This is a genomic window from Phytoactinopolyspora mesophila, assembly GCF_010122465.1.
GTDB lineage: Bacteria > Actinomycetota > Actinomycetes > Jiangellales > Jiangellaceae > Phytoactinopolyspora > Phytoactinopolyspora mesophila.
The window spans coordinates 1-25,531 of the sequence record NZ_WLZY01000016.1; the positions used below are offsets into that span (position 1 = coordinate 1).

Annotated in this window: 19 protein-coding genes; 13 read left to right on the top strand and 6 right to left on the bottom strand. The window is 64.0% G+C overall.

The window, feature by feature from the left end; genetic code table 11:
• Positions 1-170: 170 nt before the first annotated feature.
• Positions 171-845 (bottom strand): FadR/GntR family transcriptional regulator, encoded by a 675-nt coding sequence (locus tag F7O44_RS28100; protein WP_162453657.1) that lies wholly within the window; start codon positions 843-845, stop codon positions 171-173.
• A gap of 343 nt (positions 846-1,188) precedes the next feature.
• Entirely contained in the window at positions 1,189-1,530 is a 342-nt protein-coding gene (locus F7O44_RS28105; protein WP_222851782.1) for a DUF2200 domain-containing protein, read from the bottom strand.
• Between the two features lie 337 nt (positions 1,531-1,867).
• Here F7O44_RS28105 and F7O44_RS28110 point away from each other — a divergent pair, with 337 nt between their 5' ends.
• From F7O44_RS28110 to F7O44_RS28160, 11 genes are all read left to right on the top strand, one after another.
• Positions 1,868-3,154, top strand: coding sequence for an enolase C-terminal domain-like protein (locus F7O44_RS28110; protein WP_222851783.1), 1,287 nt, complete (start codon positions 1,868-1,870; stop codon positions 3,152-3,154).
• The gene (locus F7O44_RS28115; RefSeq protein WP_162453659.1) at positions 3,151-5,583 is read left to right on the top strand and encodes a glycoside hydrolase family 2 protein; all 2,433 of its coding nucleotides are present in this window, start codon (positions 3,151-3,153) and stop codon (positions 5,581-5,583) included. The genes F7O44_RS28110 and F7O44_RS28115 overlap by 4 nt, the downstream gene beginning before the upstream one ends.
• Before the next feature lie 51 nt (positions 5,584-5,634).
• Positions 5,635-6,624, top strand: a complete 990-nt coding sequence (locus F7O44_RS28120; RefSeq protein ID WP_162453660.1) for an ABC transporter permease — start codon at positions 5,635-5,637, stop codon at positions 6,622-6,624.
• A 29-nt stretch (positions 6,625-6,653) separates the two neighbouring features.
• On the top strand, positions 6,654-7,622 hold the full coding sequence (locus F7O44_RS28125) for a carbohydrate ABC transporter permease (RefSeq protein ID WP_162453661.1): 969 nt from the start codon (positions 6,654-6,656) through the stop codon (positions 7,620-7,622).
• A gap of 82 nt (positions 7,623-7,704) precedes the next feature.
• Positions 7,705-9,345 carry a type 2 periplasmic-binding domain-containing protein gene (locus tag F7O44_RS28130; RefSeq protein WP_162453662.1) on the top strand — a complete coding sequence of 547 codons (1,641 nt, stop codon included), beginning with the start codon at positions 7,705-7,707 and terminating at the stop codon, positions 9,343-9,345.
• A gap of 96 nt (positions 9,346-9,441) precedes the next feature.
• Entirely contained in the window at positions 9,442-11,829 is a 2,388-nt protein-coding gene (locus tag F7O44_RS28135; protein WP_162453663.1) for a glycoside hydrolase family 95 protein, read from the top strand.
• A gap of 161 nt (positions 11,830-11,990) precedes the next feature.
• A complete protein-coding gene (locus F7O44_RS28140; protein ID WP_222851784.1) occupies positions 11,991-13,001 on the top strand; it encodes a LacI family DNA-binding transcriptional regulator in 1,011 nt (336 codons plus the stop codon).
• A 273-nt stretch (positions 13,002-13,274) separates the two neighbouring features.
• Complete coding sequence (locus F7O44_RS28145; protein WP_162453664.1) at positions 13,275-14,675, top strand: ABC transporter substrate-binding protein; 1,401 nt, start codon at positions 13,275-13,277, stop codon at positions 14,673-14,675.
• Positions 14,676-14,695: 20 nt separating this feature from the next.
• Positions 14,696-15,619 carry a carbohydrate ABC transporter permease gene (locus F7O44_RS28150; RefSeq protein ID WP_162453665.1) on the top strand — a complete coding sequence of 308 codons (924 nt, stop codon included), beginning with the start codon at positions 14,696-14,698 and terminating at the stop codon, positions 15,617-15,619.
• Between the two features lie 7 nt (positions 15,620-15,626).
• Positions 15,627-16,559, top strand: a complete 933-nt coding sequence (locus F7O44_RS32175; RefSeq protein ID WP_162453666.1) for an ABC transporter permease subunit — start codon at positions 15,627-15,629, stop codon at positions 16,557-16,559.
• A 37-nt stretch (positions 16,560-16,596) separates the two neighbouring features.
• Complete coding sequence (locus F7O44_RS28160) at positions 16,597-18,987, top strand: glycoside hydrolase family 3 N-terminal domain-containing protein (RefSeq protein ID WP_162453667.1); 2,391 nt, start codon at positions 16,597-16,599, stop codon at positions 18,985-18,987.
• Here F7O44_RS28160 and F7O44_RS28165 read toward each other — a convergent pair.
• Positions 18,962-20,593: a GH39 family glycosyl hydrolase gene (locus F7O44_RS28165; protein ID WP_162453668.1), complete on the bottom strand. Its 1,632-nt coding sequence runs from the start codon at positions 20,591-20,593 to the stop codon at positions 18,962-18,964. The genes F7O44_RS28160 and F7O44_RS28165 overlap by 26 nt on opposite strands.
• Before the next feature lie 227 nt (positions 20,594-20,820).
• Between F7O44_RS28165 and F7O44_RS28170 the strand changes: the two genes are divergently transcribed.
• Positions 20,821-21,861: a LacI family DNA-binding transcriptional regulator gene (locus tag F7O44_RS28170; RefSeq protein ID WP_162453669.1), complete on the top strand. Its 1,041-nt coding sequence runs from the start codon at positions 20,821-20,823 to the stop codon at positions 21,859-21,861.
• A gap of 25 nt (positions 21,862-21,886) precedes the next feature.
• The gene (locus tag F7O44_RS28175) at positions 21,887-22,561 is read left to right on the top strand and encodes a DUF624 domain-containing protein (protein WP_162453670.1); all 675 of its coding nucleotides are present in this window, start codon (positions 21,887-21,889) and stop codon (positions 22,559-22,561) included.
• Between the two features lie 17 nt (positions 22,562-22,578).
• Here the strand turns inward: F7O44_RS28175 and F7O44_RS28180 are convergent, their stop codons facing one another.
• The 3 genes from F7O44_RS28180 to F7O44_RS28190 are packed head-to-tail and all read right to left on the bottom strand — an operon-like array spanning position 22,579 to position 25,529.
• Positions 22,579-23,595 (bottom strand): LacI family DNA-binding transcriptional regulator, encoded by a 1,017-nt coding sequence (locus F7O44_RS28180; RefSeq protein WP_222851785.1) that lies wholly within the window; start codon positions 23,593-23,595, stop codon positions 22,579-22,581.
• Positions 23,596-23,616: 21 nt separating this feature from the next.
• A complete protein-coding gene (locus F7O44_RS28185) occupies positions 23,617-24,549 on the bottom strand; it encodes a carbohydrate ABC transporter permease (protein ID WP_162453672.1) in 933 nt (310 codons plus the stop codon).
• Positions 24,543-25,529, bottom strand: coding sequence for an ABC transporter permease (locus F7O44_RS28190; RefSeq protein WP_162453673.1), 987 nt, complete (start codon positions 25,527-25,529; stop codon positions 24,543-24,545). Before F7O44_RS28190 ends, F7O44_RS28185 begins: the two co-directional genes overlap by 7 nt.
• Between the last annotated feature and the right edge of the window lie 2 nt (positions 25,530-25,531).

Below are 25,531 nucleotides of genomic sequence, written 5' to 3' on the forward strand. Positions count from 1 at the left end.
TGCACTGAAAGTGCCTTCCGACGCAGAGACGATTAGGGCCTAGACAATCCTCATTGTCCCTGCACAGAAGGCACTTTCTCTATTCACCACGCCGAACGATCAACCAACCGGTCCACGGATCCAGGCTTAGAGGGCGAGCGGGACAGACATACGCGGTTGGCTTGCGAGGGTCAGAGATGAGCGCGCAACCAGGTCTCGGTCGTGTTGACATGCATCATCGCCGCTGATTGCGCCAAGACGGCATCCCCGACGGCAAGTGCGGAGTAGATGGCTTCATGCTCGGCCAGCGTGCGCCCAGCGGCGCGATCGTTGACCAGTCCATGCCAGACCCGAGCGCGCACGGTTCGTCCGGCGATACCATCCAGCATGGCGGAAAGGGTGTCGTTGCCGGTGGCGGCGATCACCTCCCGGTGAAAGGCCGCGTCGTGGTAGTTGAGCAACTCAACATCGTCCGCCGCCGCGCGCATGGCATCGAGATGTTCCTTGACTAAGGCCAACTGATGTGGCGACATCCGGCTCGCGGCGAGCGCGGTGGCGACCGGCTCGAACAGGCGGCGCACTTCTATCACCTCGAGGAGCGTGTCGCCACGGAGAAGCTCGACCGCCGCGCCGACCCCTTGCAGTAGCTCCTTGGGCTCCAGGCTGGTAACGAACGTGCCGCTGCCGCGTCTCACCTCCAGAACGTGCATCGCCACCAACGCCTGAACGGCCTCACGTAGCAGGTTACGTCCCAAACCCAACTCGGCTGCCAACTCTTGCTCAGGCGGGAGCTTCGCCCCTGGCTGGAGCTCGCCGGACTGGATGAGCTCCCGGATCCGGGCAATGGCCTGGTTGGTCAGCGACATACGTGCCCCTGCCTATTCGGCCCGCGCTGTGGCGGGGATGAATGGGTCGGTACCGACGCCCATTCTAGAGTCATCCCATGTCTGGATATCAGTTGTCGCTGTCGCTTCAACGTATCCGCGCCTCGCTGGCATTTTTCCAGCACCGATATTGGCTAACAGGGCAGTGGCCATGGAGGATGGGAGATGACATCCCATGACAGTTGGACTGTCTTTGCCCTTGGGCACCGCCACATTGGCACGATGGGCCGATCGGAGTGGCTGCGGACCTCATGACCAGCGGGGAGGTCTCTCGGCCCCATCGCCTCAGTCACAAGGCGCCCCAGCGGGCCCCGGAGGTTCATGATCACGTTCTCAGGATCTTCTCCATCGGCTTACCTCTGGCGAGCTCGTCGACCAACTTATCTAGGTAGCGGATCTTCTGCATCAATGGATCGTCGATGTCCTCGACACGCACGCCGCACACCACGCCGGTGATCAACGAGGCATTCGGGTTGAGTCGCGAATCTGCGAAGAAGTCCTCGAAGGTTGTGCCGTTGTCGAGGTGGCTCCTCAACTCGGCCTCGTCAAAGCCGGTTAGCCACTGGATGACCTGATCCAACTCGGCCCTCGTGCGCCCCTTTTTCTCCGCTTTGGTGACGTAGTGGGGGTACACCGACGCGAAGCTGGTGCCGAATATCCTGCTCACCTTCTCCAGGGTAGGCCGCCGCGCCCTGAGGGGCGACTCCGCTGGCCGGCTCGGCCCATCTCCCTGATCAGTCATCAGCAAAAAGCGACACGTTCGACGATGACATCCCATCTCTTGACGTTAAGGTAGCAGTCAGGGTGCCCGAGATCTTTCCGACGAGCAGCATAAATCCAGGTCAAAGACTTTTCATCACTTGGGCATGGACACCTCCGAAGATGAGGCGATATAAATACATCCCATTACTTCAGGATGTCCATCCGGTGACAGATCGGAGACGTGAACCGTGGCGCATCATCAGACCGGGCCAAGCCCGTACCTCGACGAGAGCGTGTGACCGGTGGCCGAGGTGATCAGCGCGCTCGAGGCAGTCGACGTCCGCTTTCCCACGTCACGTGATCTTGATGGTTCGGATGCGATGAATCCCGAACCCGATTACTCGGCAGCGTACGTCGTTATCCGTACCACTGCCGGGCGGGAAGGGTTCGGGCTGGCATTCACCGTGGGACGCGGCAACGATGCTCAGGTTGCCGCCATCGAGGCCCTCGCGCCGCTGGTGATCGGTCTTCCCTTGCCGGACGTGCTCTCCGATTTGGGCGGGTTCTCCGAGATGCTCACCGGCGACAGCCAGCTGCGCTGGCTTGGCCCGTACAAGGGCGTCATTCATATGGCCGCCGCGGCAATCATCAACGCGACCTGGGATCTGTACGGCCGGGTGGAAGACAAACCGGTCTGGCGGTTGCTGGCGGAGATGTCGCCGCAACAGTTGGTTGATCTCGTCGACTTCCGCTACCTGGAAGATGCCCTGACTCCGGCCGAGGCGCTGGAAATCCTGGAACAGGCTCAGCCTGGCCGCGGAGCTCGCCAGGCGGATCTCATCGCCAACGGTTATCCGGCCTACACGACTACTCCGGGGTGGCTGGGCTACACCGACGACAAACTGGTCCGGCTCGCTAAGGAAGCGGTGGCGGACGGGTTCGATCACATCAAGCTCAAAGTCGGCGCGGATTTGGACACCGACATACGACGTCTCGGGCTGGCGCGCGAGACGCTCGGCCCGGCGGCGCGTATCGCCATCGACGCCAACCAGGCCTGGGGCGTCCAGCAAGCCATCGAGTGGCTGGAGCCCCTGGCGCGTTTCGATCCGTACTGGATCGAGGAGCCCACGTCGCCCGACGACGTATTGGGCCACGCCGCTATCCGGGACGCGGTGGCGCCCATCAAGGTGGCCGCCGGTGAGCACATCCACAACCAGGTGATGTTCAAGCAGTTTCTGCAGGCAGGCGCCCTCGACGTCGTTCAGCTGGATGCATCCCGCGTGGCAGGGGTCACCGAGAACGTGGCGGTCATCCTTCTCGCGGCGAAGTACGGCGTGCCCATCTGCCCTCACGCTGGCGGCGTAGGCCTATGCGAGATGGTCCAGCACCTGGCCATGTTCGATTACGTCGCGGTCAGCGCCAGCACGGACGGGCGGGCCATCGAGTACATCGATCACCTGCACGAGCATTTCGTCGACCCAGTTGTGATCCGCGACGGGCGGTATCTCGCACCCTCGGCGCCAGGAATCGGCGCCGAGATGCACCGCCACTCGGTTGACACGTACCGCTGGCAGGAGGACGGCCCATGACGCGCCGGACGGAGCTGCTCAACCGCTCGTGGAAGTTCGCGTACGGCGACCCTCCGGGCGCGGTCCACTCGGATTTCGACGACAGCCGCTGGTTCGACGTCGGTCTTCCCCACTCGTTCGGCATCCCGTACTTCATGGAAGGCGGCTTCTACGTCGGCAAGGGTGTCTACCGCAGGACGATTCACCTTGGGGATGACGACGTCGACCGATACGTCGCGCTGGAGTTCCACGGGGTGTTCCAGGACGCCGAGGTGTACGTGAACGGCGAGCGAGCCGGCCGCCACCTCGGCGGCTACACCGCGTTCATCGTGGACATCTCCAGCCTTGTGCGACCGGGCTCGAACCTGATCGCTGTACGAGTGAGCAATGAGTGGAACCCACGGCTCGCACCGCGAGCGGGAGAACATGTCTTCAACGGCGGCATCTATCGCGACGTCTCGTTGATCGTGGCCGAACAGACGCGCATCGCGTGGTACGGCACCGGGATCAGCACCACACGGGTAGACGGCAGCGACGCCACAGTGACGGTCGCGACCGAACTCGTCAACGACTCCGACCTGGCGTTCACCGGCGACCTGCTCGCGGAGGTGTCCTTGGACGAGACCCCCGTGCTCACTGCCGAGATCCCCGTCACGCTGGCGGCCGGCGAGACTCGCACGTTCCGTCAGGAGATCACTATTCCGGACGTGCGCCTGTGGCACCCGGACACGCCGACGCTGTACCGGCTCGATCAGGCGCTCGCCGGCGGGTCCGGCCCGATTGACAATACGCGGACCGAGTTCGGCGTACGGACCGTCGAGTTCACCACCGACGACGGCTTCTTCCTCAACGGACGCCGGCTGGCCATCCATGGTGCCAATGTCCACCAGGACCATGCCGGCTGGAGTGACGCCGTGACACACGCTGGCATCCGGCGTGACGTGGCCCTGATCCGTGAGTGCGGAATGAACTTCATCCGCGGCTCGCACTATCCCCACCACGAGCAGTTTGCCACCGAGTGCGACCGGCAAGGTCTTCTCTTCTGGTCCGAGCTGTGCTTCTGGGGAACCGGCGGAGACAACGTCGACGGCTACTGGACTGCCAGCGCGTATCCGCCGGAGCCTGCGGACCGGGCCGAGTTCGAGGAGAGCTGCCTACAGGCTTTGTCCGAGATGATCAGGGTCAACCGGAACCATCCGAGCATCATCGCCTGGAGCGTCGGCAACGAGGCATTCTTCACCGATGACGAGGTGATCCCCGAAGCCAAGAAGCTCACCCGCCGCCTCGTCGACCTCGCGCATGAACTCGACCCCACCCGACCGGCCGCTGTCGGAGGCGCGCAACGACGAGGTTTCGACGAACTCGGCGACATCGCCGGCTACAACGGCGACGGCGCTTCTCTCTTCCACGCACCGCCGTGGCCGAACATAGTGTCCGAGTACGGCTGCGTCATGGAGGACCGGCCGGGCGTGTACGGCCCGCGGTACAGCCACGGAGTCGAAATCGAACACCGCTGGCGGTCGGGAATCGCGCTCTGGTGCGGCTTCCACCACGGCAGCATCTTGCCCGGCATGGGGTCCATGGGTTTCATCGACTATTTTCGGGTCCCGCTGCGGTCCTGGTACTGGTACCGGCACGCATTGCGAGGCGTCGACCCGCCGCCATGGCCCGTTTCCGGTACCGCGACCGCGATACGGCTTACCGCGGACCGCACCACGATCAGGACCGACGGCACTGATGACGCCCAGTTGAGGGTGGAACTGCTCGACGAGACCGGACGAGTGGTCGCCGACGACAGGCCGGTGACCATCGACGTTGTTGACGGGGGCGGCATTTTCCCGACGGGCACCTCGATCGAACTCTCGGCGCGAAACCGGGGACTGCTCGACGGCCACGGCGCTATCGAGTTCCGCTCGTACTACTCCGGCACTAATGTGCTGCGTGCCCACGCCGACGGGCTGCAGCCGGCGACACTGCACGTCGAGGCGACCGGCGGTGAGTCGTGGACGGGTCAGGATCGGCGCCTTTCCACCGGGCCGCCATCGCTCACCCACCCGCCGGCCGGCAACGTACCGAAGTTGCTCTCCGCCGACCGCCCGGTCTTCAGCAGCGGATACCGCAGCGGATCGCCGGCCAGCCTCGTCACGGACTACCGCGTCGATCGAGGATGGGTCAGTGATGTCGACCAGCCTGGCACGTGGGCCCACGTTGATCTCGAGGCTGCTTGGCACGCGGACGTCGTCACTGCCATGTTCGGCGCAGGCATCGATGTCCCGTTCGTGATCGAGACCAGCAGCGGCACTGGCGGTGGATTCACCCAGGTGGCCAATGGCACCACCGGGCGCGGTTCTGCGGTGGTGGTTCTGGGGGGCCGCACCGTTCGCGCCGTCCGGGTGGTATTCCCCGGCTCGCCCGCTGAACTGATCGAGGTGCGCGTCCATGGCCGCTGAGTATGAGCTCGCAGTGCCGCAGCAGCACTCCGAAACAGAGGAGGTGTTTTGATGGCGTCCGGCGCACCCATCACCCCACACCCCGCCGTGGGTACGACCGCCCGCCCACTGCAGACGACCAGGTCACGGACCGGCTGGCAGCTGGCCAAGCGCAGGATGCGCCGCCGCTGGCAGTTGTACCTGCTGGCCGCCGTGCCTCTGATCTACTTCCTCGTCTTCAAATACGTGCCGATGGTCAATGCTGTCATCGCGTTCAAGGATTACAGCCCCGTGGTCGGGATATGGGGCAGCCCTTGGGTCGGCTTGCAGCACTTCCAAGCGTTCTTCGATAACCCTGCGTTCTGGCGGATAGTCCGCAACACCTTCATTCTTTCGGCGTACACACTCCTCGCGGCATTCCCCATTCCGATCATCTTGGCGCTCGCGCTCAACGAGGTGCGACACAGGTTCTTCAAGCGCACGGTCCAGATGGTGACATTCGCGCCGTACTTCATCTCGACCGTCATCGTCGTGTCGATGACGATCTTGTTCCTCTCGCCGCGCATTGGGCTGGCGAATGACGCGCTCGGTCTGTTCGGGATCGGATCGATCGACTTCCTGGGGAACCCCGACTATTTCCGCCACATCTACGTCTGGAGCGATGTCTGGCAAACCGCGGGCTATTCCGCGGTGATCTACATGGCTGCCCTCGCCGGCATCGACCCAACGCTCTACGAATCCGCGAAAGTGGACGGCGCCTCCCGAATTCAGAAGATCATCCATGTCGACCTTCCGGGCATCATGCCCACAGCCGCCATCTTGATGATCCTCGGCGTCGGCAACATCATGGCCATCGGATTCGAGAAGGCATTTCTGCTGCAGAATCCCTTGAATCTGAGCCATTCGGAGATCATCCCGACCTACGTCTACAAGACCGGCTTGCTCAATGCGGACTTCAGCCTTGCAGCAGCGGTCGGACTGTTCAACTCGGTGATCAATCTCGGGTTGCTCGTAGGGGTGAACTTCATCGCCAAGCGCGTATTCGGCCATGGCCTGTGGTGAGCGAGACCGATGAAGGGAGGGACCTAGCGATGACCGATTCCACCGCAGTGCACAATCACGACGACGGGACCGTAGCGAAGGCACGGAAGCCGGCCCCGGCGGAGAAACGCCGGCGGTCCCGGCGAATCCGGGATAGCAATGTCGACCGCGTCTTCATGATCGGCGTCTACGCGCTCTTGCTGACATTCCTCGCGGTCGTACTGATCCCCCTGCTGCATATTCTGGCCAGCTCGTTCAGCAGCCCGAACGCGGTGTCGTCCGGACGGGTCACCCTATGGCCGGTCGAGTTCTCCGTCCGCGGCTACGAGGTTGCCATGTCCAACCCGCAGGTGGTGACCGGTTTTGTCAACTCGTTGATCTACACGAGCGCGGGCACGTTCATCAGCTTGACCCTCACCATCGCCATCGCGTACCCGCTCTCCCGCGTGGACTTCGTCGGCGCGGGCATCATCACCCGCTTCGTGGTGTTCACCATGCTGTTCGCGGGCGGCGTCATCCCGACTTACCTGGTGGTCCAATCCCTGGGGATGCTCGACACCAGGTGGGCGATGATCCTCCCACAGGCGGTGGGCGTCTGGCAGGTGATCATCGCTCGAACCTATCTCCGGCATTCGATACCGAGTGAGCTGTACGAAGCCGCCGAGATCGACGGTGCCAGTGACCTGCGGGTGCTGTGGTCCGTGGTTCTTCCGCTGGCCAAACCGATGCTCGCGGTCATCGCGCTCATGTACGCCATTTATCAGTGGAACTCGTACTTCGACGCCTTGCTCTACCTGAGGAGCGATGACCTCTACCCGCTGCAGTTGGTGTTGCGCAACATCCTCATCCTCAACACCGAAGGCGGCACGGACACCACCACGATGATGGAACGGCGCCAGATGGCCGACCTGCTCAAATACTCCCTCATCGTGATCTCGACCGTGCCCGTCCTGCTCATCTATCCCTTCGTCGCCCGTCACTTCAGCAAGGGAGCGACGCTGGGCGCGGTCAAGGGCTGACGGCGATGCCGAACTCTCGACCTTTCATCTGACACGTAGTGGTACAACCCACCCCGTCCCATCCAGTACACGAGGTGCAACCATGATCTCCACCATCAAGAGACCGGTCGCTGCGTTCGCAGCGCTGCTCGTCTGTGTGCTGCCGGCCGCCTGTTCGGGCGGCGGCGCAGGGTCCGACGACGGCACGCTCACCATCTTCGCGCCGCAGGGGGCGACCGGGAACCTGAACAACGCCTGGTTTACCGAGCACGTCGAGGAGATGTTCGATGTCGAGCTCTCGTTCGAAACGACCACGTATGACGCCAACGCGGCCAGGGAGACACGGCAGATCTCCCTCGCCAGCGGCGACCTCCCCGACGTGTACATGCTGGTCCCATGGGTCGATCAGTTCAACAAGATCGAGCTGCAGCGGCTAGCCAACCAGGGCGTCATCGAGCCGCTCAACGACCTGATCGAAGAACACGCTCCCAACATCACCGCGGAGTTCGAGCGGACACCGGAGTACCAAGAGTTCGCCACGGCCCCTGATGGCAACATCTACGGGCTGCCCCAGTGGAACGACTGCTACCACTGCTCCTACTCCGCGAAGCTGTGGATGAGATCCGACTGGCTCGACGAGCTCGGTCTGGATGTTCCGACGACAACAGATGAGATGCACGAAGTGCTGCTGGCTTTCAAGACAGAGGACCCCAACGGCAACGGCAAGGCCGATGAGATCCCGCTCTCCGGTAGCACGTCAGACCTCGTGCTGCCGTACTTCATGAATGCATTCCTGTATAACCCGCAGGCGTCCGACGCCTATCCGTCGACGCTGGCGCTCAACGACGGCCAGGTGCAGCTGCAGGCGAGCCAGGACGGCTGGCGGGAAGGGCTACGCTACATGGCGTCTCTCTTCGAGGACGGCCTCATCGATCCGGGTGCGTTCACCGACAACCGGGACGCGCTCATAGCCAAGGGTGACAACGCCGATGCGCCCATCGTCGGCGCCGCTACCGTGCAGCATCCCGGCCTCGTCGTCACTCTGAACCAGGCCGACGGCCGGGACAAGGACTACGATCCGGTTCCGCCGCTCACCGGGCCCGACGGTGCGCAGTACGCGACGTACAACCTCCCGAGCATTGCCGGCGCGACCTTCGTTCTCACGGCCGAGGCCAGTGAGGAAGCCCAGATCACCGCCATCAAGATCCTCGACTACATGTTCAGCGAGGAGGGCCATATTTTCGCGCAGTTCGGCCAGGAGGGTATTGGCTGGGAGCCGGCGCGAGAGGGCGATGTGGCGCTCGATGAAAGCCTGGAGCCGACCTTCAGGGTCATCCCGGTTGATCCGGATGAGCAAGCCGAGGCAGGTGGCTGGGGCCCCATGGCTCAGTACAACGACACCGAGGAGTTCCGCAACTCGCAGGTCGCGGATACCGATATCTATTCGGCTGACGGCTTCGAACGTCGCCTCTTCGAGGCCACCCAGCTGTACGAGGGCAAGGAAGCAGAAGACCAGATCTATCCGTACTGGAACGTGTGGTTCGACCCCGAGCACTCCAGTGAACTCGCCACCCTGCAGACGAACATCGACGACTTCGTCAACCAGAACAGTTTGCAGTTCGTGACCGGCGAGCTAGACATCGACAGCGACGCCGCCTGGGAGTCGTACCTCGATGGCTTGGAAGGCCTGGGCTTGCAGCGTTACTTGGAACTCCATCAGGAAGCCTACGAAGCTTCAATGTGACAGCAGTTCGGCGGGACAGCCGGCAGTCCGAGGTGATCGACGCGGCCTGCCGGCTTCCTCAGGACCCACTGCCGCCAAGACTCCGAGAGAGGGCACATGCCGTCGCGTCACCGCATCCGCCTCACCAGCCCAGCCACCACGTTTCACAACGGATTCCCGATCGGCAACGGTGCGCTCGGCGCCATGATGCATGGCCGTCCCGCCACGGAACGCATCGATCTCAACATCGATACCCTCTGGTCCGGCGGTCCCGTGCCGGCCGAGCAGGGAGCGCCGCCCCGCAGGTTCCTGCCCGATGTGCGCAGGGCCATCAGCGCCCGCGACTTCATCCAGGCCGACGCCGTAGCGCGCCAGATGCAGGGACCAGGCTGGACGCAGTCCTACCAGCCGCTCGGCTGGCTGGACTGGCACTACGCCCCGGACCACGAGCCGGATCTCTACCACCGCGAGCTTGATCTCACTCGGGCGGTCGCGACCACCAGTGCTCGAAGCGCGCACGGGCAGTTCCAGGTCGAGAGCTTCGTCTCGGCTCCGGCCAGCGTGCTGGTGGCATCCGCTCGTGGAACGACGCTACGCCTTGATTCCCTCATACGGTTCTCTTCTCCGCATCCGTCGACCGAGGTGATCGAGGAGGGCGACGACGACGAACGATGGCTGGTCGCCACCGGACGGGTGCCGTCCCAGGTATTCCCCAACTACATCCAGCGCGATCCCGCGGTCATCTATGCGGACGACACCCCAGGTCCCGACGGCACGGTGGCTGCCGGAATGGGGTTCGCTGTGGTCGTCGCGGTACAGCGCACCGGTCCCGACGAGGTACGTCTCGTCGTATCGGCAGCCTCCGGCTTCCGCGGATTCGACCAACGGCCCAGCGCCGACCTGCGGGCCATCGCCGCGGAAGCGAGGCGCCCAGTGGTCGCGGCCACGAGCAGGCCGACCTCGGAGCTCATGGCCGAGCACACGGGGGATTACCAGCACTTCTTCGACCGCGTGGATCTCGACCTGTCCCCGTCGGTCCAGGACAGGGAGCCGGACGGCGACGCCGACGTGGCGCGTGCCGAACTGCTCTTCCACTTCGGCCGCTACCTGCTCATCTCCAGTTCCCGGCCGGGAACTCAGGCGGCAAACCTGCAGGGCATCTGGAATGCCGATGTCCGGCCAGGATGGAGCTGCAACTACACGACCAACATCAATGTTGAGATGAATTACTGGCCCGCGGAAACCACGGCGCTGCCAGAATTGCACCAGCCACTCTTCGAGCTCATCCGCGATCTCACGGTCACGGGTGCCCAGACAGCTTCCCGCTATTACGGCGCCGCGGGGTCCGCGGCACACCACAACACCGACATCTGGCGCTTCTCTACCCCGGTGCCCGGCGATCCGCAGCACGCGAACTGGCCGTCGGCCCTGTTCTGGCTGGCCGCCCACGTGTGGGACCACCTGGACTTCGGAGCAGGAGAGGCCTTCGCACGCGAGACAGTTCTGCCTGTGCTGCGCAACGTTGTCGCCTTCGCGCTGGACATGCTGGTTCCTGACGACGACGGCGCGCTGGTGATGAGCCCGTCGACGTCTCCGGAGCATCATTTCCTGGCCGGAGCCGGCCACGCCGCAACGTCCGCCGGCGCAGCGATGGACCGCGAGCTGATACGCGAAGTCCTGACCCGCTACGTCTCCCTGACCGACCGGCTGACTGCGGATGCGTCCGACGATCTCGACCTCAGGGGCCGTGCCCGCGCCGCCCTGGCGAAACTCGCGCCGGTCGCGATCGGCGTCGACGGCACGCTGCTGGAGTGGGGCGACGAGCGCCCGCCCCGGGAACCGGGCCATCGGCACCTCTCTCACCTTTATGGGCTCTACCCCGGCACCCGGATCACCGAAGCCGGCACACCCGACGACTTCGCGGCCGCGCGGCAAGCGCTGCAGAACAGGCTGGACAACGGCAGTGGGCACACCGGCTGGAGCCAGGCCTGGATTCTCTGTCTGGCAGCTCGGTTGCGCGATCCCGAACTGGCCGAACAGTCGATCAGGATCCTCCTCGATGATCTGAGTTCGGCGTCGATGCTCGACCTACATCCGTTGGAAGGCTGGCCTACCGGTTACATCTTCCAGATCGAGGGCAACTTCGGCGCGGTCGCCGGAATGACGGAGTTGCTGGTACAAAGCCATGAAGGCGCGATCAGCCTGCTCAAGGCCCTGCCGCCGAGCTGGCACAGCGGGCAGGTACGGGGAATCCGCTGCCGCGGCGGTCATCGGGTCGACGTCACATGGTCCGGGGGAGCGCTCACCGGCGCGACTGTGACCTCCGGCGACCGCGGGGACGTCGTTCTCGATATCCCCGCATCCACACCACAGCTTACGGTTATCGATCCTGCCGGACACCCGGTTGCCGCCGTCGCCGAAGCCAGCGCCGTCGCGGCGAGACGAAGACTCAGCTGGTCCGGCGTTGCGAACGCCACCTATGAGGTCTGGGTGGAGCGCACCTGACCTTCGCCGCTGTCGCTGCTGGGCCGCCGGACCGAAGCCCGGAAAACAACATCGAATCGAATCTGGCCACCGCCGGGTCTTGACCGATGTAAACGTTACCGATTACGTTTACGGCACTTCACGAAAACGTAATCGACATCGTTTACATCAAGGTGGCAAGGGTGACAGAGGTCAGAGGCCCCGTGACGATGCACGACGTCGCGCGAAGCGCAGGCGTCTCTATCGCGACGGTGTCGCGCGTCGTCAATGGGCACTATGGCGTCAGCGCCGACACCATGTCACAAGTCCGTGCCGCGATCGAGGAGCTCGGCTACGAGTCGAGCTTGGTCGCCACCAGCCTTCGCCGAAACCGCACCAACGTCTTCGGCCTGGTAACCCATAGCTTCGAGTCGTACACCGCCGAGGTGCTCAAGGGCGTCATGGAGGCGCTCAACGGCACCGGCCTCGACTTGATCATCTATGCGAACAGCGACACATTCGCATCTCCCTCCCCCGGCTGGGAGCAACGCAACCTCGCCCGCCTGTCGGGGACCCTGACGGACGGGTGCATCGTGGTCACACCGTGGAGCGAGGTGAAAAGTAGAACGCCTGTGGTGGCGATCGACCCGGTGCGCGATTCGACCATGCCGTCGGTGACCGCTGACAACCTCACTGGTGCGGTCACCGCGGTGAATCACCTGCTCGGCCTCGGGCACCGTCGCATCGGCTTCATCGGCGGCCGATCTAGCCTCGCGGCGGCCTGGGCCCGCGAGGAGGGCTACCGCGCAGCGCTTACCGATGCGGATTTGCCCGTCGATCCGGCACTGATCGGCAGAGGCGATTTTCACCCCGAGACCGCGATCGCACCAGCCCGCGCACTCCTCGAGCCGGCTGACCGCCCCACGGCCATCTTCACCGCAAGCGATGGGATGGCGTTGAAGGTGCTGGAGGTCGCCAGAGAACTGGGCCTCGACGTCCCGGGGGACCTGTCAGTCGTCGGCTTCGACAACATTCCCGAGTCAGGACTGGCGCAACCGGCTTTGACCACGATCGACCAGTCCATGCACCAGCTGGGATACGAGGCGGCCCGTTTGCTGCAGGAGCTGGTCGCCGGTTCAACCGACCAGCCGCTGCAGCGATTCGTCCCAACCGAGCTCGTTGTTCGCGAGTCGACCGCGCCTCCGAGCACGTAGGCACAACATCGCAGTCCGGTAGGCAAGGAAGGAGAGAAGTCAACAGTGCTGAAATCTCCGAGCAGGACATGCACATACTCCGGCCATGGGTCGTCGTCTGGTGGTGTTGCTCGCCACCGCCGCGAGCCCGCTTCGGCGGATACCCGCGGCTGGGCGCTCTGAGACCGGGTCCGATGGCGCGCATGATGTTAACGCTCACATAGCAGGTGCCGGCACGGACTTGTGGCAGAAGAACTTCGACGAAATACCCCACAAGCGAAGGGAAATGAACCGATGACTACAACGCGAGCATTCCCCCGATCAATGCAACTTCACGGGCAGCGAGCTGGCTTCAGGCCGCTGCTGCTGTCCGTTCTCGCCTCGGCGGCGATAGTGGTCGCCGCGTGTGACAGCGGAGGAAGTGTCGCTGATCTAGACAATGGCGGCGACGACGGGGAAGCCATGGAGGCCAATCCGGATCACGAGGGTGAAGAGATCGAGCTGACGTTCTGGACCTTCGTCGACGCCCACGCCGATTTCCTGAAAGAACGCGCCGAAGAGTTCAACGCCCAGAGCTCCGAGTACAACATCGTCATCAACTCGTCGGTGGCTGACTTCGGAGAGATGCATGACCGCCTGCTGGTCTCCCTTCAGTCCGCCACCGGCGCCCCGGACCTCGTCGACATCGAGATCGGCAGGTTCGGCACCTTCCTGCGCGGGGAGGTCCCGCTGCACCCACTCAACGACGTCGTGGATGAACACCGGAGCGAACTGGTCGAAGAACGATTGGCGCCGTACCAGCTCGACGGCGTCGAGTACGGGATCGACTACCACCTCGGCACCTACGCCATGTATTACAACAAGGCCATCCTGGACGAGGCCGGAGTCGACGCCGATGACATCGTCACCTGGGACGACTACATCGAAGCCGGCAAGCAGGTGGTGGCGAACACCGACGCGATGATGACGTCGGTAGAGCCCGCCTCCGCCAGCACACTGCTCGGCTTGATGAAACAGAACGGCGGCGGCATCTACGACGAGAACAACGAGTTCATCCTGGACAGCCCGGCGAATGTCGAAGCGGTTCAGCTGGTCTCCGACCTGGTCCACGAGCACGGGATCGCCGAGGCCACACCGGGCGGTGAGAACCACGAAGCGGTCTATTACGAGGCGTTCAACAATGGCGAGTACGCATCGGTGTGGATGCCGCAGTGGTACATGATCCGGTTCACCGACTTCATGCCGGAGACCGAAGGCGACATTCTGGTCCGGCCTTTGCCCGAGTTCGAGCCAGGTGGATTCGTCAGCACGATGGGTGGCGGCACGGGAACGGCGATCACCACGCAGATCGACGACGACAAGCTGGACGCGGCCAAACAGTTCCTCGAGTTCGCCAAACTCACCCATGACGCCCAAGTAGCGCTCTGGACCGACCTCGGGTTCGATCCGTTCCGCGACGACGTTTACGACCACGAGGCGCTGGCCGAGCCGGACCCGTGGTTCAACGACGAGCCGGTGATGGTCAACCTCCAGCAGACGTTCGACCGCCTCGCCCCCGAGTACACCGGCCCGCGGTACCCGGAAGCCAGCCTCCAGCTGGGTGAGAACGTGGCCTACGAAGTGATCGAAGAGGCGGCTGACCCGCAGGAGTCGCTGGAACGCGCCGCCGAGCAGGTTCGCTCCCTCGACGAGTAGCGAGGTTTGCCATGTCGGTCATGACAGAACAGCACGCACCGCGACGCAAAGAGCGCCGGCGCAAGCCACCCTTCTTCCAGCGTCCCTGGGTGGTGGCGGCGGTCTTCATCCTGCCGTTCCTCGTGCTGTACGGGGTCTTCCGCGTTTATGCGGTCGGGTACGCCGTCGTGCTGAGTTTCCAGGACATCCAAGGCATCGGCGTCACCGACTGGACCGGATTCAGCAATTACCGCCGGCTGCTGTCGGACAGCACGTTCTTCCTAGCGTTGCGGAATACAGCGCTGTACACAGCCGGCACACTGCTGGTGCTGATTCCTGTCCCGTTCGTGCTGGCGGCGGTGCTGCAGTCAAAGCTGATAGCACGGCCGGTTGCGCTGCGATCGGCGTTCTTCCTGCCGGTGCTGACGTCGCTGGTGGTCGTTGGTGTCGTGTTCTCCCTGCTTCTCACCACCAACGGGCTGGTCAACAGCTTCCTGGGGCTGTTCGGCGTTCCGGCGCAGGGGTGGCTGGAGACACGCCATCTGGCGATCCCGGCGATGATCATCATGGCGACGTGGCGATGGACCGGCATCAACATCATCTATTTCACGACCGGCCTGTCCAACATACCGAAAGAGCTCTACGAGTCGGCATCGGTGGACGGAGCGGGCCCACTGCGCCGGTTCTGGCACCTTTCGGTGCCCCTGTCGAAGCCGATCATCCTCTTTGTCACCGTCCTGACCATCTTCGGCGGGTTCCAGCTCTTCGTGGAACCGCTGATCCTGTGGGGCGGTGGCGGCGGACCGGGCCAAGGCGGCTTGAGCGTAGTCATGCACCTCTACCGGACCGCCTTCACGTCGTTCCAGCTCGGCTACGCCTCAGCGATCGGTGTGGTGCTGGCCCTGATCATCATGGCGGTGTCGCTGATCACGCTGAAGCTCTTCGGATTCTTCAAGAAGGAGTGAGACGGTCGTGACTCAGCACAACGTCATCACGTCGCCACCAACCCAGCCCAGCCCAACGGACGGCGGCGAGCCGGCCTGGCCATCCGGTCTACACCCGGATGGCCGGCGCCGCCGGTTCCTGGGAGGGCCTAAGAAGGCAATCGCGACGGCTCTGGTCACCGTCGTCGCCCTGCTGTTCATTGTCCCGTTCTATTGGCTGCTCGTCAGCGCGCTGCGCCCGTCGGAGCGGATCTTCGCCGACGCGGGCAACTTCTTACCGTCGGCGATCACGCTGGAGAACTTCCAGAACCTGTTCGCCCAGACGCCCATCGTGACCTGGTTCTTCAATTCGGTCATCCTCACGGTGGGATCCACGGTCGGCTCAATGGTCGTGGTGACGATGGCGGCATATGCGCTGGCGAAGATCCAGTTCCCGTTCCGCAACACGATCTTCGTCGGCATCCTCGCCTCGCAGATGCTGCCGTTCCACCTGCTGTTGATCCCGCTCTTCCTGCTCATGATCGACCTGAGCCTGATCGACACCCACCTGGGCGTCATCGTGCCGATGCTCGCGCATCCGTTCGGGCTGTTCTACATGCGTCAATACATGCTCGGCCTGCCGCAGGAGGTGTTCGACGCGGCGCGAGTGGACGGCGCGTCGGAGTACCGCATCTTCTTCGGCATCGTGGTGCCGATGGTGAAGCCGGCGATGGCGACGCTGGCCATCATCTTCTCCCTCGAGCAGTGGAACGACCTGCTGTGGCCGCTGATCGTCATGCGCTCGGAGGAGAACTATCCGCTCTCGGTGGGGATCACCACACTCGTCGGCCTGTACCGGCCGCGCTGGGACCTCGTCATGACCGCGGCCGTGCTCGCCGTCATTCCGATCATGATCCTCTTCTTCCTCCTCCGGCGGCAGTTCATCAACGGTCTCGGGCAACTCGGGACCGGCAGCAAATAGCCATTGCCGCGAAAGCCAGAGCAACAAAGGAGCCAATGTGCCGAGTACGAACCCCCTGACCGCAGCGGTCTACCGCGACCCGGCCGCGTCCACCGAGGACCGGGTCGACGACCTGTTGGGGAGGATGACCACCGCTGAGAAGCTCGCACAGCTCGGCAGCGTGTGGGCGTTCTCGCTGCTCGAAGGGAATCGATTCGCTGCGCACCGGGCACGCCCCACACTGGCTCTGGGCGTCGGACACCTGACCCGTCCCGCTGGTTCGACCAGCATGAAGGCCCGTGATGCCGCCCGGCTGACCAACGACGTTCAACGGTTTCTGGTGAATGAGACCCGCCTCGGTATTCCCGCCATCGCACATGAAGAGGTGTGCTCAGGTGTGATGGCGCGCGAGGCGGTGATATACCCCCAAGCCATCGGGGTCGCCAGCACATGGGATCCGGAACTCAACCGGATGCTCGCCGAATCGGTCAAGACCCAGATGCGAGCCATGGGAAGTCACCAGGGTCTGTCACCGGTGCTCGACGTCGTCCGCGATTCCCGCTGGGGACGCACGGAAGAAACGTATGGCGAAGACCCACACCTGGTGGCTCAGATGGGGCTGGCCTTCGTTCGTGGTCTCCAAGGAGACTCCCTCGCCGACGGGGTGATCGCCACCGCCAAGCACCTCGTCGGCTACGGAGCTTCGGAAGGCGGCATGAACTGGGCGCCCGCACACCTGCCACCACGCCTGCTGAGGGAGGTTTACCTATATCCCTTTGAGGTCGCCGTACGCGAGGGCGGTCTTGAGTCAGTCATGGCCGGATATCACGAGGTCGACGGCATTCCGTGTCACGCCAACCACGCTCTCGTGACGTCGGTGCTGCGTGAAGAATGGGGATTCGGCGGGACGGTCGTGTCCGACTACTTCGCGGTGGAGCAGCTGTACTCGTACCACCAGCTGGCGGTCAGCAATGAGGACGCCGCGGGCCTGGCGCTCGACGCGGGCATCGACGTGGAACTACCGGCCACCGACGCTTACGGCGAGCCGCTGGCCAACGCGCTCGATGCGGGACGGGTCAAGATCGACAGACTCGACCACGCCGTGGCTCGGGTCCTGCGGCACAAGTTCGATCTGGGCCTGTTCGAAGACCCGTTTGTGGACGAGGCGGCGGTGGACGGGGCCGTCATGACGAGTGGTCAGCGGGCTTTGGCCCTCAACATCGCTCGTCACAGCATAGTGCTGTTGAAGAACGACGCGGCGATCCTGCCGGTCGGTGACTCAGTGCGATCGGTAGCGCTCATCGGCCCCACCGCCGATGATGCTCGAAATCTGCTCGGGGATTACACATTCCCCGCCCACGCCGAGACCCTCGCCGCGGCACGCCGCCAGGGCGGTCTGCTCGGTGGCGACATGTCAATCCCGGACGACCTCGAGATCAACGAACACGTCGACGGTGTGCCGACGATCCGGGACGCACTCGCGGAGCGGCTCGGCGACCGCCTGCGGTTCGCGGCCGGATGCGAGATCGACTCGGCGTCGACCGACGGGTTCGCCGACGCCGTGGCGGCGGCGAAGGACGCCGACGTCGCGATCATGGTCCTGGGCGACCGCTCTGGTCTAACGCTCGAGGCGACCTCTGGGGAGTCGCGTGATCGCGCATCGCTGGATCTGCCCGGCGTGCAGGAGGACCTGGTTCGCGCGGTCGCCGCCACGGGTACTCCGATTGTCGCGGTGCTCGTCGCCGGCCGGCCGGTAGGCAGCGATTTCCTGCATGCCCACAGCCGCGCCGTCATCATGGCCTGGCTACCAGGAGAGTTCGGCGCCGATGCCATCGCCGAGACACTGTTGGGCGAGAACAACCCCAGTGGAAAGCTCCCCATCTCCTACCCACGTGGTGTCGGACAACTCCCCGTCTACTACGGCCATAAGACCTCCGGGGGCCGGTCTCACTGGCATGGGGATTATGTCGACATGCCGACCAGCCCCAGATATGCCTTCGGGCACGGCCTGACGTACACGGCGTTCGCCATCGAACAGGCCAGCGTCTCCCCCGCCGACGTCGTCGCAGGCGAAACTCTGGACGTGGAGGCCGTCATCACCAATACCGGTCACCGAGGCGGTGAGGATGTGCTCCAGCTTTATGTCCGCGACCCTCAGGCCAGTGTCACCCGGCCGGTCTTGGAACTGAAGAGTTTTGCCCGCGTGTCCGCCGCGCCCGGCGAACGGAAGACCGTGCGGTTCCAGCTTCCAACCGGCCAGCTGGGCTTCTACGGCCATCAGATGGACTACACGGTTGAAGCAGGAGACATCGAGGTGCATGTTGGCTTCGCCTCCGACGCACTCATGCACGCCGGGACGGCTACGATCCTGGCCGCCCCGGACGGCCGTCCGATCTCCCGGGCCTACGGGGGGCTAGTCACCATCAAGCCGACTGCCACAGGGCCATAACCGCCCACGGCGGCAGGTCGACATCGAGATCGAGCACGCCGGTGTCGGGCACGGTCAGGGTGTAACGCTGGAGTGAGTCCGCGACTCGGCTCAAGTAGGCGGTCTCTTCCCGGGACGGGTTCACGGGGGAACCCATCTGGTACCAGGCCTCGGCGACGTTCCCGTGGTCCCAGTCGATGATCTCCACAAAGAACGTCGTGCCCGGTTGGAGTCCAGCGATGGAGTGCTGGATCCTGCGGCTCGAACCCACCTCGGCCAGTCCGCGTGCCGCCGAGTACGAGCTGTGCGAGCCGACCGCCTTCATGCCCATCTCCTCGGGATAGTTGAAAAACACCGCGGACACAGCTGACGTCTGGCTGTCTCGTGTGAGGACCCCGTCGGAAGTCGACAGAAGAAGCCGGTCCCCGAGGCGTTCGAGCATCGCGAACGCGTGGAAGGTCGGCTTGCGGATACCGGTCTCATTGACCAGGCCGAACCCGCCGTGAAACGGCCCGATCCCGGCGCCCCCCTCCTCGAATACGTCGGTGAAGGTCCAATAGGCGATCGAATCGGCGAGGGTGGCGCATTTCAGGTACGACCGGGTGATGTATGTGGCGGCGAACAGTGAATCGTGGACGTGGTCGCGCGACGACGGCGACGAGGACCACTCCGTGATGTGAATCTCCGCTTCGGGATACGCGCTGTTCGCGACCAGCTTGCGAAGCAGGACGAGGTCGTCGGATGTCGCGTCGGCGTAGCGCGCGATCTGGATGCCCGCACCATCGGAGTCGAACGCGAAGTCGGTCGGATACAGGTGAGTCGAGATGAAGTCGACCGGAAGAGCGCGCTCGGCGCACCAGTCGATGAACTCCTCGATCCAGACCGGGCGCCAGTCGAGACCGTCGACATCGGTCGCCGTGGCTGTCTCATGCATCGCCGAGCGGTCCTCGGTCTCGCCCCGGTAGCGGTCGTCAGGCACGAAGACGCTGGTGGAGGGTCCGCCCACCCTCAGCTCGGGGTCGATGTCCTTGATCGCGGTGACGGTGTGCGCGTAGAGGTCGAAATACTCTGTCTTCGTCCCGGTCCAGAAGTGCGGAACCAGGTTCGGCTCGTTCCACACCTCGAAGCGCCACTCACGAACCTCGGCCAGGCCGTACCGATCGATCCAATGCTGGACTGTGCTGCTGACCAGCTCAACCCACCGGGCCATGTCTTTGGGTGGGCTACAGTGCGCGCCCCACCAGAACACCGTCTCCCGCACCGTCGCGAGCTCGCTCGGCATGAAGCCCAGCTCGACGAAGGGGCGGGCACCGCAGTCCAAGATGAAGTCGAACACTTTGTCCACGTAGCTGAAAGTGTGTATCGGGGACGCCAGGCGGGTGTTCGGCCCGAACCCGCCGCCGTAGCTCTCCCGGTACACGAACATGTCGTCGTGAAACAGCCCATGGAACCGGACGAATCGGAACCCCAGTGCGTCGACGGCTTCCTTGAACTGCTGTTGCCAATCGGCGCGCAGTGCCTCGTTCGCCCGTCCGGCGCCAACGCATTCTCTCCACACGTGGGGGAGTGGGATCTCGGCGCATGGTGCGCCGTCGACCTGCAGTTGGCGTTCGATCGTGTTACTCATCCCGGCCTCACTTCTCTGCGCCACTGGTTGGGCAAAGGTGATTGGTCGCATCGCGCCATCCCTTTGCTGGTTTCGAAATGTTTTCGAAAATTATCGCTGGCAATCAGAGGCTACTGACCTGGTATTCGTCCGTCAATGAGCCGGAAGAGCGGAGATAATGCTGGCGACAGGGTTCTAGGTCGGCTAAGATGGCGGCTCGAAATACTTTCGGTCGCTGAGGAGGGATGATGAACGGTCGACCCCGTTCTGAACGTCCCACGCTTACGGATGTAGCCCATCGCGCCGGTGTCTCGCTGGCGACTGCCTCGAAGGTCCTCAACGGGCGCACCGATGTGGCAGCCAGCACTCGTGAACGCGTCCTTGGCATCGTCACCGAGATCGGCTACAAGCCCACCACGGCACCTCCCACCCGGGGAAGGGATCGGACCCTCGTCACCGTCCTCGACATCGTCGAGTCTCAGTACGCGGCCACTGTCCTCCAGGGGATCCTGGTGGCCGCGACCGCCGCGCGGGCCGAGCTGCTCGTGCGGCTGCCGCCGGAAGAGTCGATTGGCATGAGCCGTGCGGCCGCCCGGTCGTGGATCGCCGAGCAGAGATCATCCGGCGCCATCGGGATCATCGAACTTGCGGTCACCGTGCCTGACTCGGTGCTGCTTGCCGCACGTGATCTCGAACTCCCGGTCGTGACGATCGATCCGATCGACACGACAGACCCCCGGGTGGTCAGCATTGGATCCACCAACTGGGCAGGTGGCCGCTCGGCAACCGAACACGTCATAGAGCTCGGACACCGCAGGGTCGCTTGGATAGGCGGCCCCCTGGGCTCGGCTCCGTCGGCCGATCGCTTTCACGGGTACCAGGCCGCGCTCGACTCCGCCGGCGTCCTGCCGGATCCCACCCTGATTCGCCACGACGCGTTCTCGGTCGAAGCCGGACGCCGCCACGGCCGGGACTTCCTCGGGCTACATGAACCGCCGACCGCAATTGTCGCCGGTAACGACGAGATCGCCGTCGGCGTGCTCGCCGCCGCCGAGGAACTCCGCATCAGCGTTCCGGGTGAGCTGTCGGTCACCGGATTCGACGACACACCGCAGACCCAATGGACCACCCCCCGGCTCACGTCCGTCCGGCAGCCTCTTGCCGGCATGGGGCGGATGGCGGTCGAGACCGTCCTCGGTATGGCGGAGGGCACGCAACCCGCCTCCCGGCATGTCGAGCTGGCCACAACTCTCAATGTTCGCGACTCAACAGGCCCGGTGCCGTCGTGACCCGTCCAAATAGTGTGGGGCCCTGATGAGCCAGAACCGCGAGTTAGGAAGCGGCCCCCTGGGACAGCTGACCGGAGCCTTGTACTGGTATCTGGTGGTGTCACTGCTGCTGATCTTGGCGACGCTGCCCGGGTTGGTCGGCCTTGCGCTGCTCGACCGTTCGACGGGCAACGCACCGCTAGCCGCCTTGTGCCTGGTTCCGCTCGGTCCGGCGTTGTCTGCCGCGTTGTTCGCATTGCAGGACAGGACAGGTGCCGAATGGCTGACTCCGGCGTCCTCGTTCTGGCGTGGCTATCGGCTCAACGCGGTTGACGTGCTGCGGCTGTGGGTGCCGACGCTGGTGGTACTGACCCTTATCACGATAAGTCTCGCCAATCTTGATGGCGCGGCAGTTCCCCGTGGCTACGGCGGTGCTCTGCTCGCGATCACGGCGTTAGTGCTGGTGTGGGCCGTCAACGCGCTCGTGATCGCGTCCTTCTTCACGTTCCGGGCTCGGGACGTCGCCCGGCTGGCCGCGCATTACCTGTTCAAGCAGCCGCGCGTGACGCTGGGCACGGTGTCTATGCTCATCGTGGCTTCCGCGATCGTCGTCGTCACCTTCGACGTGGTCATGGCAATGCTGGGTGGAGTATGGGCGGGCTTCCTGCTGCACAACCACCGGCCGCTCGTCCGAGACGTGCGGGAACGCTTCACCGAATAGACCGGCGGCGGGCTCGGCTAGACCGACTCGCGGACAGTCAAAGTGGTCGGCAGCAGCACATGCCGGGGATAGTCCTGTGGATTGACGAGCGAGTCCAGTGCCATCTCAGCGGCCCTCGCGCCCATGTCCCGGAACGGCTGCCGGACCGACGTCAGGGGTGGGTCGGCTGTTTCGGCCACCACTGTGTCGTCGTAGCTCACTATTGACACGTCGTCCGGCACTCGCCGGCCACTCGCCTCGATGACGCGCAGGGCGCCAACGGCCATCAGATCGTTGGCGACGAACAACCCGTCGATGTCGGGCATCCTGCGCATCAGTTGGGCGGCCGCCCGCGAACCGGAAGGCATCTCGAAGTCGCCGTGGGCGGCCGGTCCGGGCGAGACACCCCACTCGTCGAGTTCGTTCTGGAAACCGCGCACACGCTCGGCCGCCGGGAAATACGACGGGGGACCGCCGATCATCGCGATGTGGCGGCGCCCGGCCTCGAGTAGAGCACGGACAGCCATCCGCGCGCCGCCGTAGTGGTCGCAATCGACAAACGACCGGCCGGGGTCAAGTTCGACCGTCGGGTGACCGACATAGATGACCGGAATACTCGCCTCGTCGAGTTCGCGGTACAGCGGTTCTGACTCGCTGTGCAGGATGACCACCGCCGCGTCGACATGGCCGGAGGAAAGGTGCCGGATGAGCGGCGCCGAATTCCGGCCGTCGTCCAGTAGCAGGACAGGTTGCAACGCCCGGTCGAAGAGGACCGCGGAGGCGCCCTGCAACGGCGCGCCGACAAATGGCCCGAGAAAGCCATCGAGGTGGCTGCTGGGGGCGATAAGGGCGATAGACCCCGAAGCGCCGCGCCTCAGGGCCCGTGCCGCGGTGTTCGTCCGGTAGTTCAGCCGTTCGGCGGCCGCGGCGACGCGCTGCGCGAGATCGGCGCGTACGCTCTCGTTGCCGGCCATCACCCGCGACGCGGTTGCTCGCGAGACTCCAGCCGCGCGTGCTACGTCGACAAGTGTCGGACGACTCACCGGGTTGGTCACGCCACACATCGTGCCACCGGCTCAGCCCTTCACCGAACCGAGCATGATGCCGGTGACGAAATAGCGCTGGATGAACGGGTACACGCACAAGATCGGAATCACCGTGAGGACCATGGTCACAGCCTGGATGTTGGCGGAGACTGCCGAGGTCAGCATGCCCTGCCCGGCCGCCCCCTCGGACGCTGCGGACGACGCCCCGGCGATGAGGTTCCGCAGGAACATCGTTACCGGCATCAGATCCTGGCGATCGATATACAGGAAGGCCGTGAACCAATCGTTCCAATACATGACCGCGTAGAACAGCACCATCGTGGCGATAACCGCCTTCGAAAGCGGCAGCACGATCCGGAACAGGATTCCGAACCAATTGAGGCCGTCGATCTGTGCCGATTCCTCGAGTTCGGTCGGGAGATTCTCGAAGAACGACTTCATCACCAGCAGGTTGAACACGGAGAGCGCCCCTGGAAGTACCACGGCCCACATCGTGTTCTTCAACCCGAGATTCATGATGAGCACGTAGTTCGGGATCAGTCCACCGTTGAAGAACATGGTGAACACCGCAATGCCGATGAGAAGGCCGCGGCCCCGCAGATGTTTCTTGGAGATCACGAACGCCAGCGATGTCGTCAGAATCATCGCGACAGTCGTTCCGACAACCGTGTAGGTCACCGTGTTGCGGTAGTTCCTCCAGAACAGCGGATTCTCGGCCACTGCACGGTACGTGTCCAGGTTGAATCCGACGGGGAACAGGTTCACCTGGCCGGTGCGGATCGCTCCTTCGCTGCTGAACGACTGCGCGACGATCGTCAGTAACGGATACAAGATGATTGCGACGAACAGGAGCAACAGGATGGTGTTGACCCAAGTGAACACCCGGTATCCGGTACTGTCTTTGATCCCGGCCGATGCGGTCTTCGGCACCGTCCGGCCTTCTTGTGCGCCTTGGATCACCATAGGCTCGACCCCACCAATCGACGCGAGATCATGTTCGCCGAGAGGATCATGGCCAGGCCGATGAGCGCCTGGAACAAGCCGATCGCCGCGGCATAGCTGAGGTTGTTGGCAACGAGACCTACGCGATAGAGATAGGTGGACACGACGTCGGCCGTGGCGTAGGTCATGGGGTTGTACAGCAGGAGGACCTTCTCGAACCCGACGTTGAGGAACATGCCCGTGTTGAGGATCAGCAGCGTGACCATCATCGGCCGGATGCCGGGGAGCGTGACGTGCCAGGTCTGGCGCCACCGGTTCGCGCCGTCGATGCGCGCCGCCTCGTACAGCTGCTGATCGACGGTGGTCAGTGCCGCGAGGTAAAGGATGGTGCCCCACCCGACGGTCTGCCACACCTCGGAGCCGACGTAGATGGCCCGGAACCACTCGGGGCGTTGCAGGAACGGGATCGGGTCGAAATCGAACGCCCGGAGAATCTGGTTGACCGTGCCCTCGACCGACAGCAACTGCATGAGCATGCCGACGACGATGACTATCGAGAGAAAGTGTGGCAGGTATGAGATGGATTGCACGATCTTCTTGAACCGGCGGACCCGCACCTCGTTCAGCATGAGCGCGAGGATGATCGGCAATGGGAAGCAGACCGCAAGCGTCAATCCACCGAGGATCGCCGTGTTGGTGAACACATTCCAGAAGGCGGGATCGTTGATGAACATCCGCACGTAGCGCAAACCCACCCACTGCTCGCCGAATATCGACCCACCCGGCCTGAATGTCCGGAACGCGATCACGTTGCCGACCATCGGTGCGTATCGGAAGATCGCGAGGAAGGCGAGCGGCAGGATAGCCAGCGCGTACAACTGCCAGTCACGTTTTAGCGTACGCCGCCAGTTCCGCTTCGCCGGCCGGCGAGCTCGTCCCGGCTTCCGGGAGCGCGCGGCGCTCCCGGAGCCGAGCCGACTCTGTTGTTCGATCGTTGTCATAG

Excerpts from the sequence above, each read along its gene's own strand:
- F7O44_RS28100 (WP_162453657.1), bottom strand. The coding sequence starts at position 845 with ATGTCGCTGACCAACCAGGCCATTGCCCGGATCCGGGAGCTCATCCAG.
- F7O44_RS28130 (WP_162453662.1), top strand. The coding sequence starts at position 7,705 with ATGATCTCCACCATCAAGAGACCGGTCGCTGCGTTCGCAGCGCTGCTC.
- F7O44_RS28145 (WP_162453664.1), top strand. The coding sequence starts at position 13,275 with ATGACTACAACGCGAGCATTCCCCCGATCAATGCAACTTCACGGGCAG.
- F7O44_RS28120 (WP_162453660.1), top strand. The coding sequence starts at position 5,635 with ATGGCGTCCGGCGCACCCATCACCCCACACCCCGCCGTGGGTACGACC.
- F7O44_RS28165 (WP_162453668.1), bottom strand. The coding sequence starts at position 20,593 with ATGAGTAACACGATCGAACGCCAACTGCAGGTCGACGGCGCACCATGC.
- F7O44_RS28175 (WP_162453670.1), top strand. The coding sequence starts at position 21,887 with ATGAGCCAGAACCGCGAGTTAGGAAGCGGCCCCCTGGGACAGCTGACC.
- F7O44_RS28185 (WP_162453672.1), bottom strand. The coding sequence starts at position 24,549 with ATGGTGATCCAAGGCGCACAAGAAGGCCGGACGGTGCCGAAGACCGCA.
- F7O44_RS28125 (WP_162453661.1), top strand. The coding sequence starts at position 6,654 with ATGACCGATTCCACCGCAGTGCACAATCACGACGACGGGACCGTAGCG.
- F7O44_RS28190 (WP_162453673.1), bottom strand. The coding sequence starts at position 25,529 with ATGACAACGATCGAACAACAGAGTCGGCTCGGCTCCGGGAGCGCCGCG.
- F7O44_RS28170 (WP_162453669.1), top strand. The coding sequence starts at position 20,821 with ATGAACGGTCGACCCCGTTCTGAACGTCCCACGCTTACGGATGTAGCC.
- F7O44_RS28150 (WP_162453665.1), top strand. The coding sequence starts at position 14,696 with ATGACAGAACAGCACGCACCGCGACGCAAAGAGCGCCGGCGCAAGCCA.
- F7O44_RS28115 (WP_162453659.1), top strand. The coding sequence starts at position 3,151 with ATGACGCGCCGGACGGAGCTGCTCAACCGCTCGTGGAAGTTCGCGTAC.
- F7O44_RS28135 (WP_162453663.1), top strand. The coding sequence starts at position 9,442 with ATGCCGTCGCGTCACCGCATCCGCCTCACCAGCCCAGCCACCACGTTT.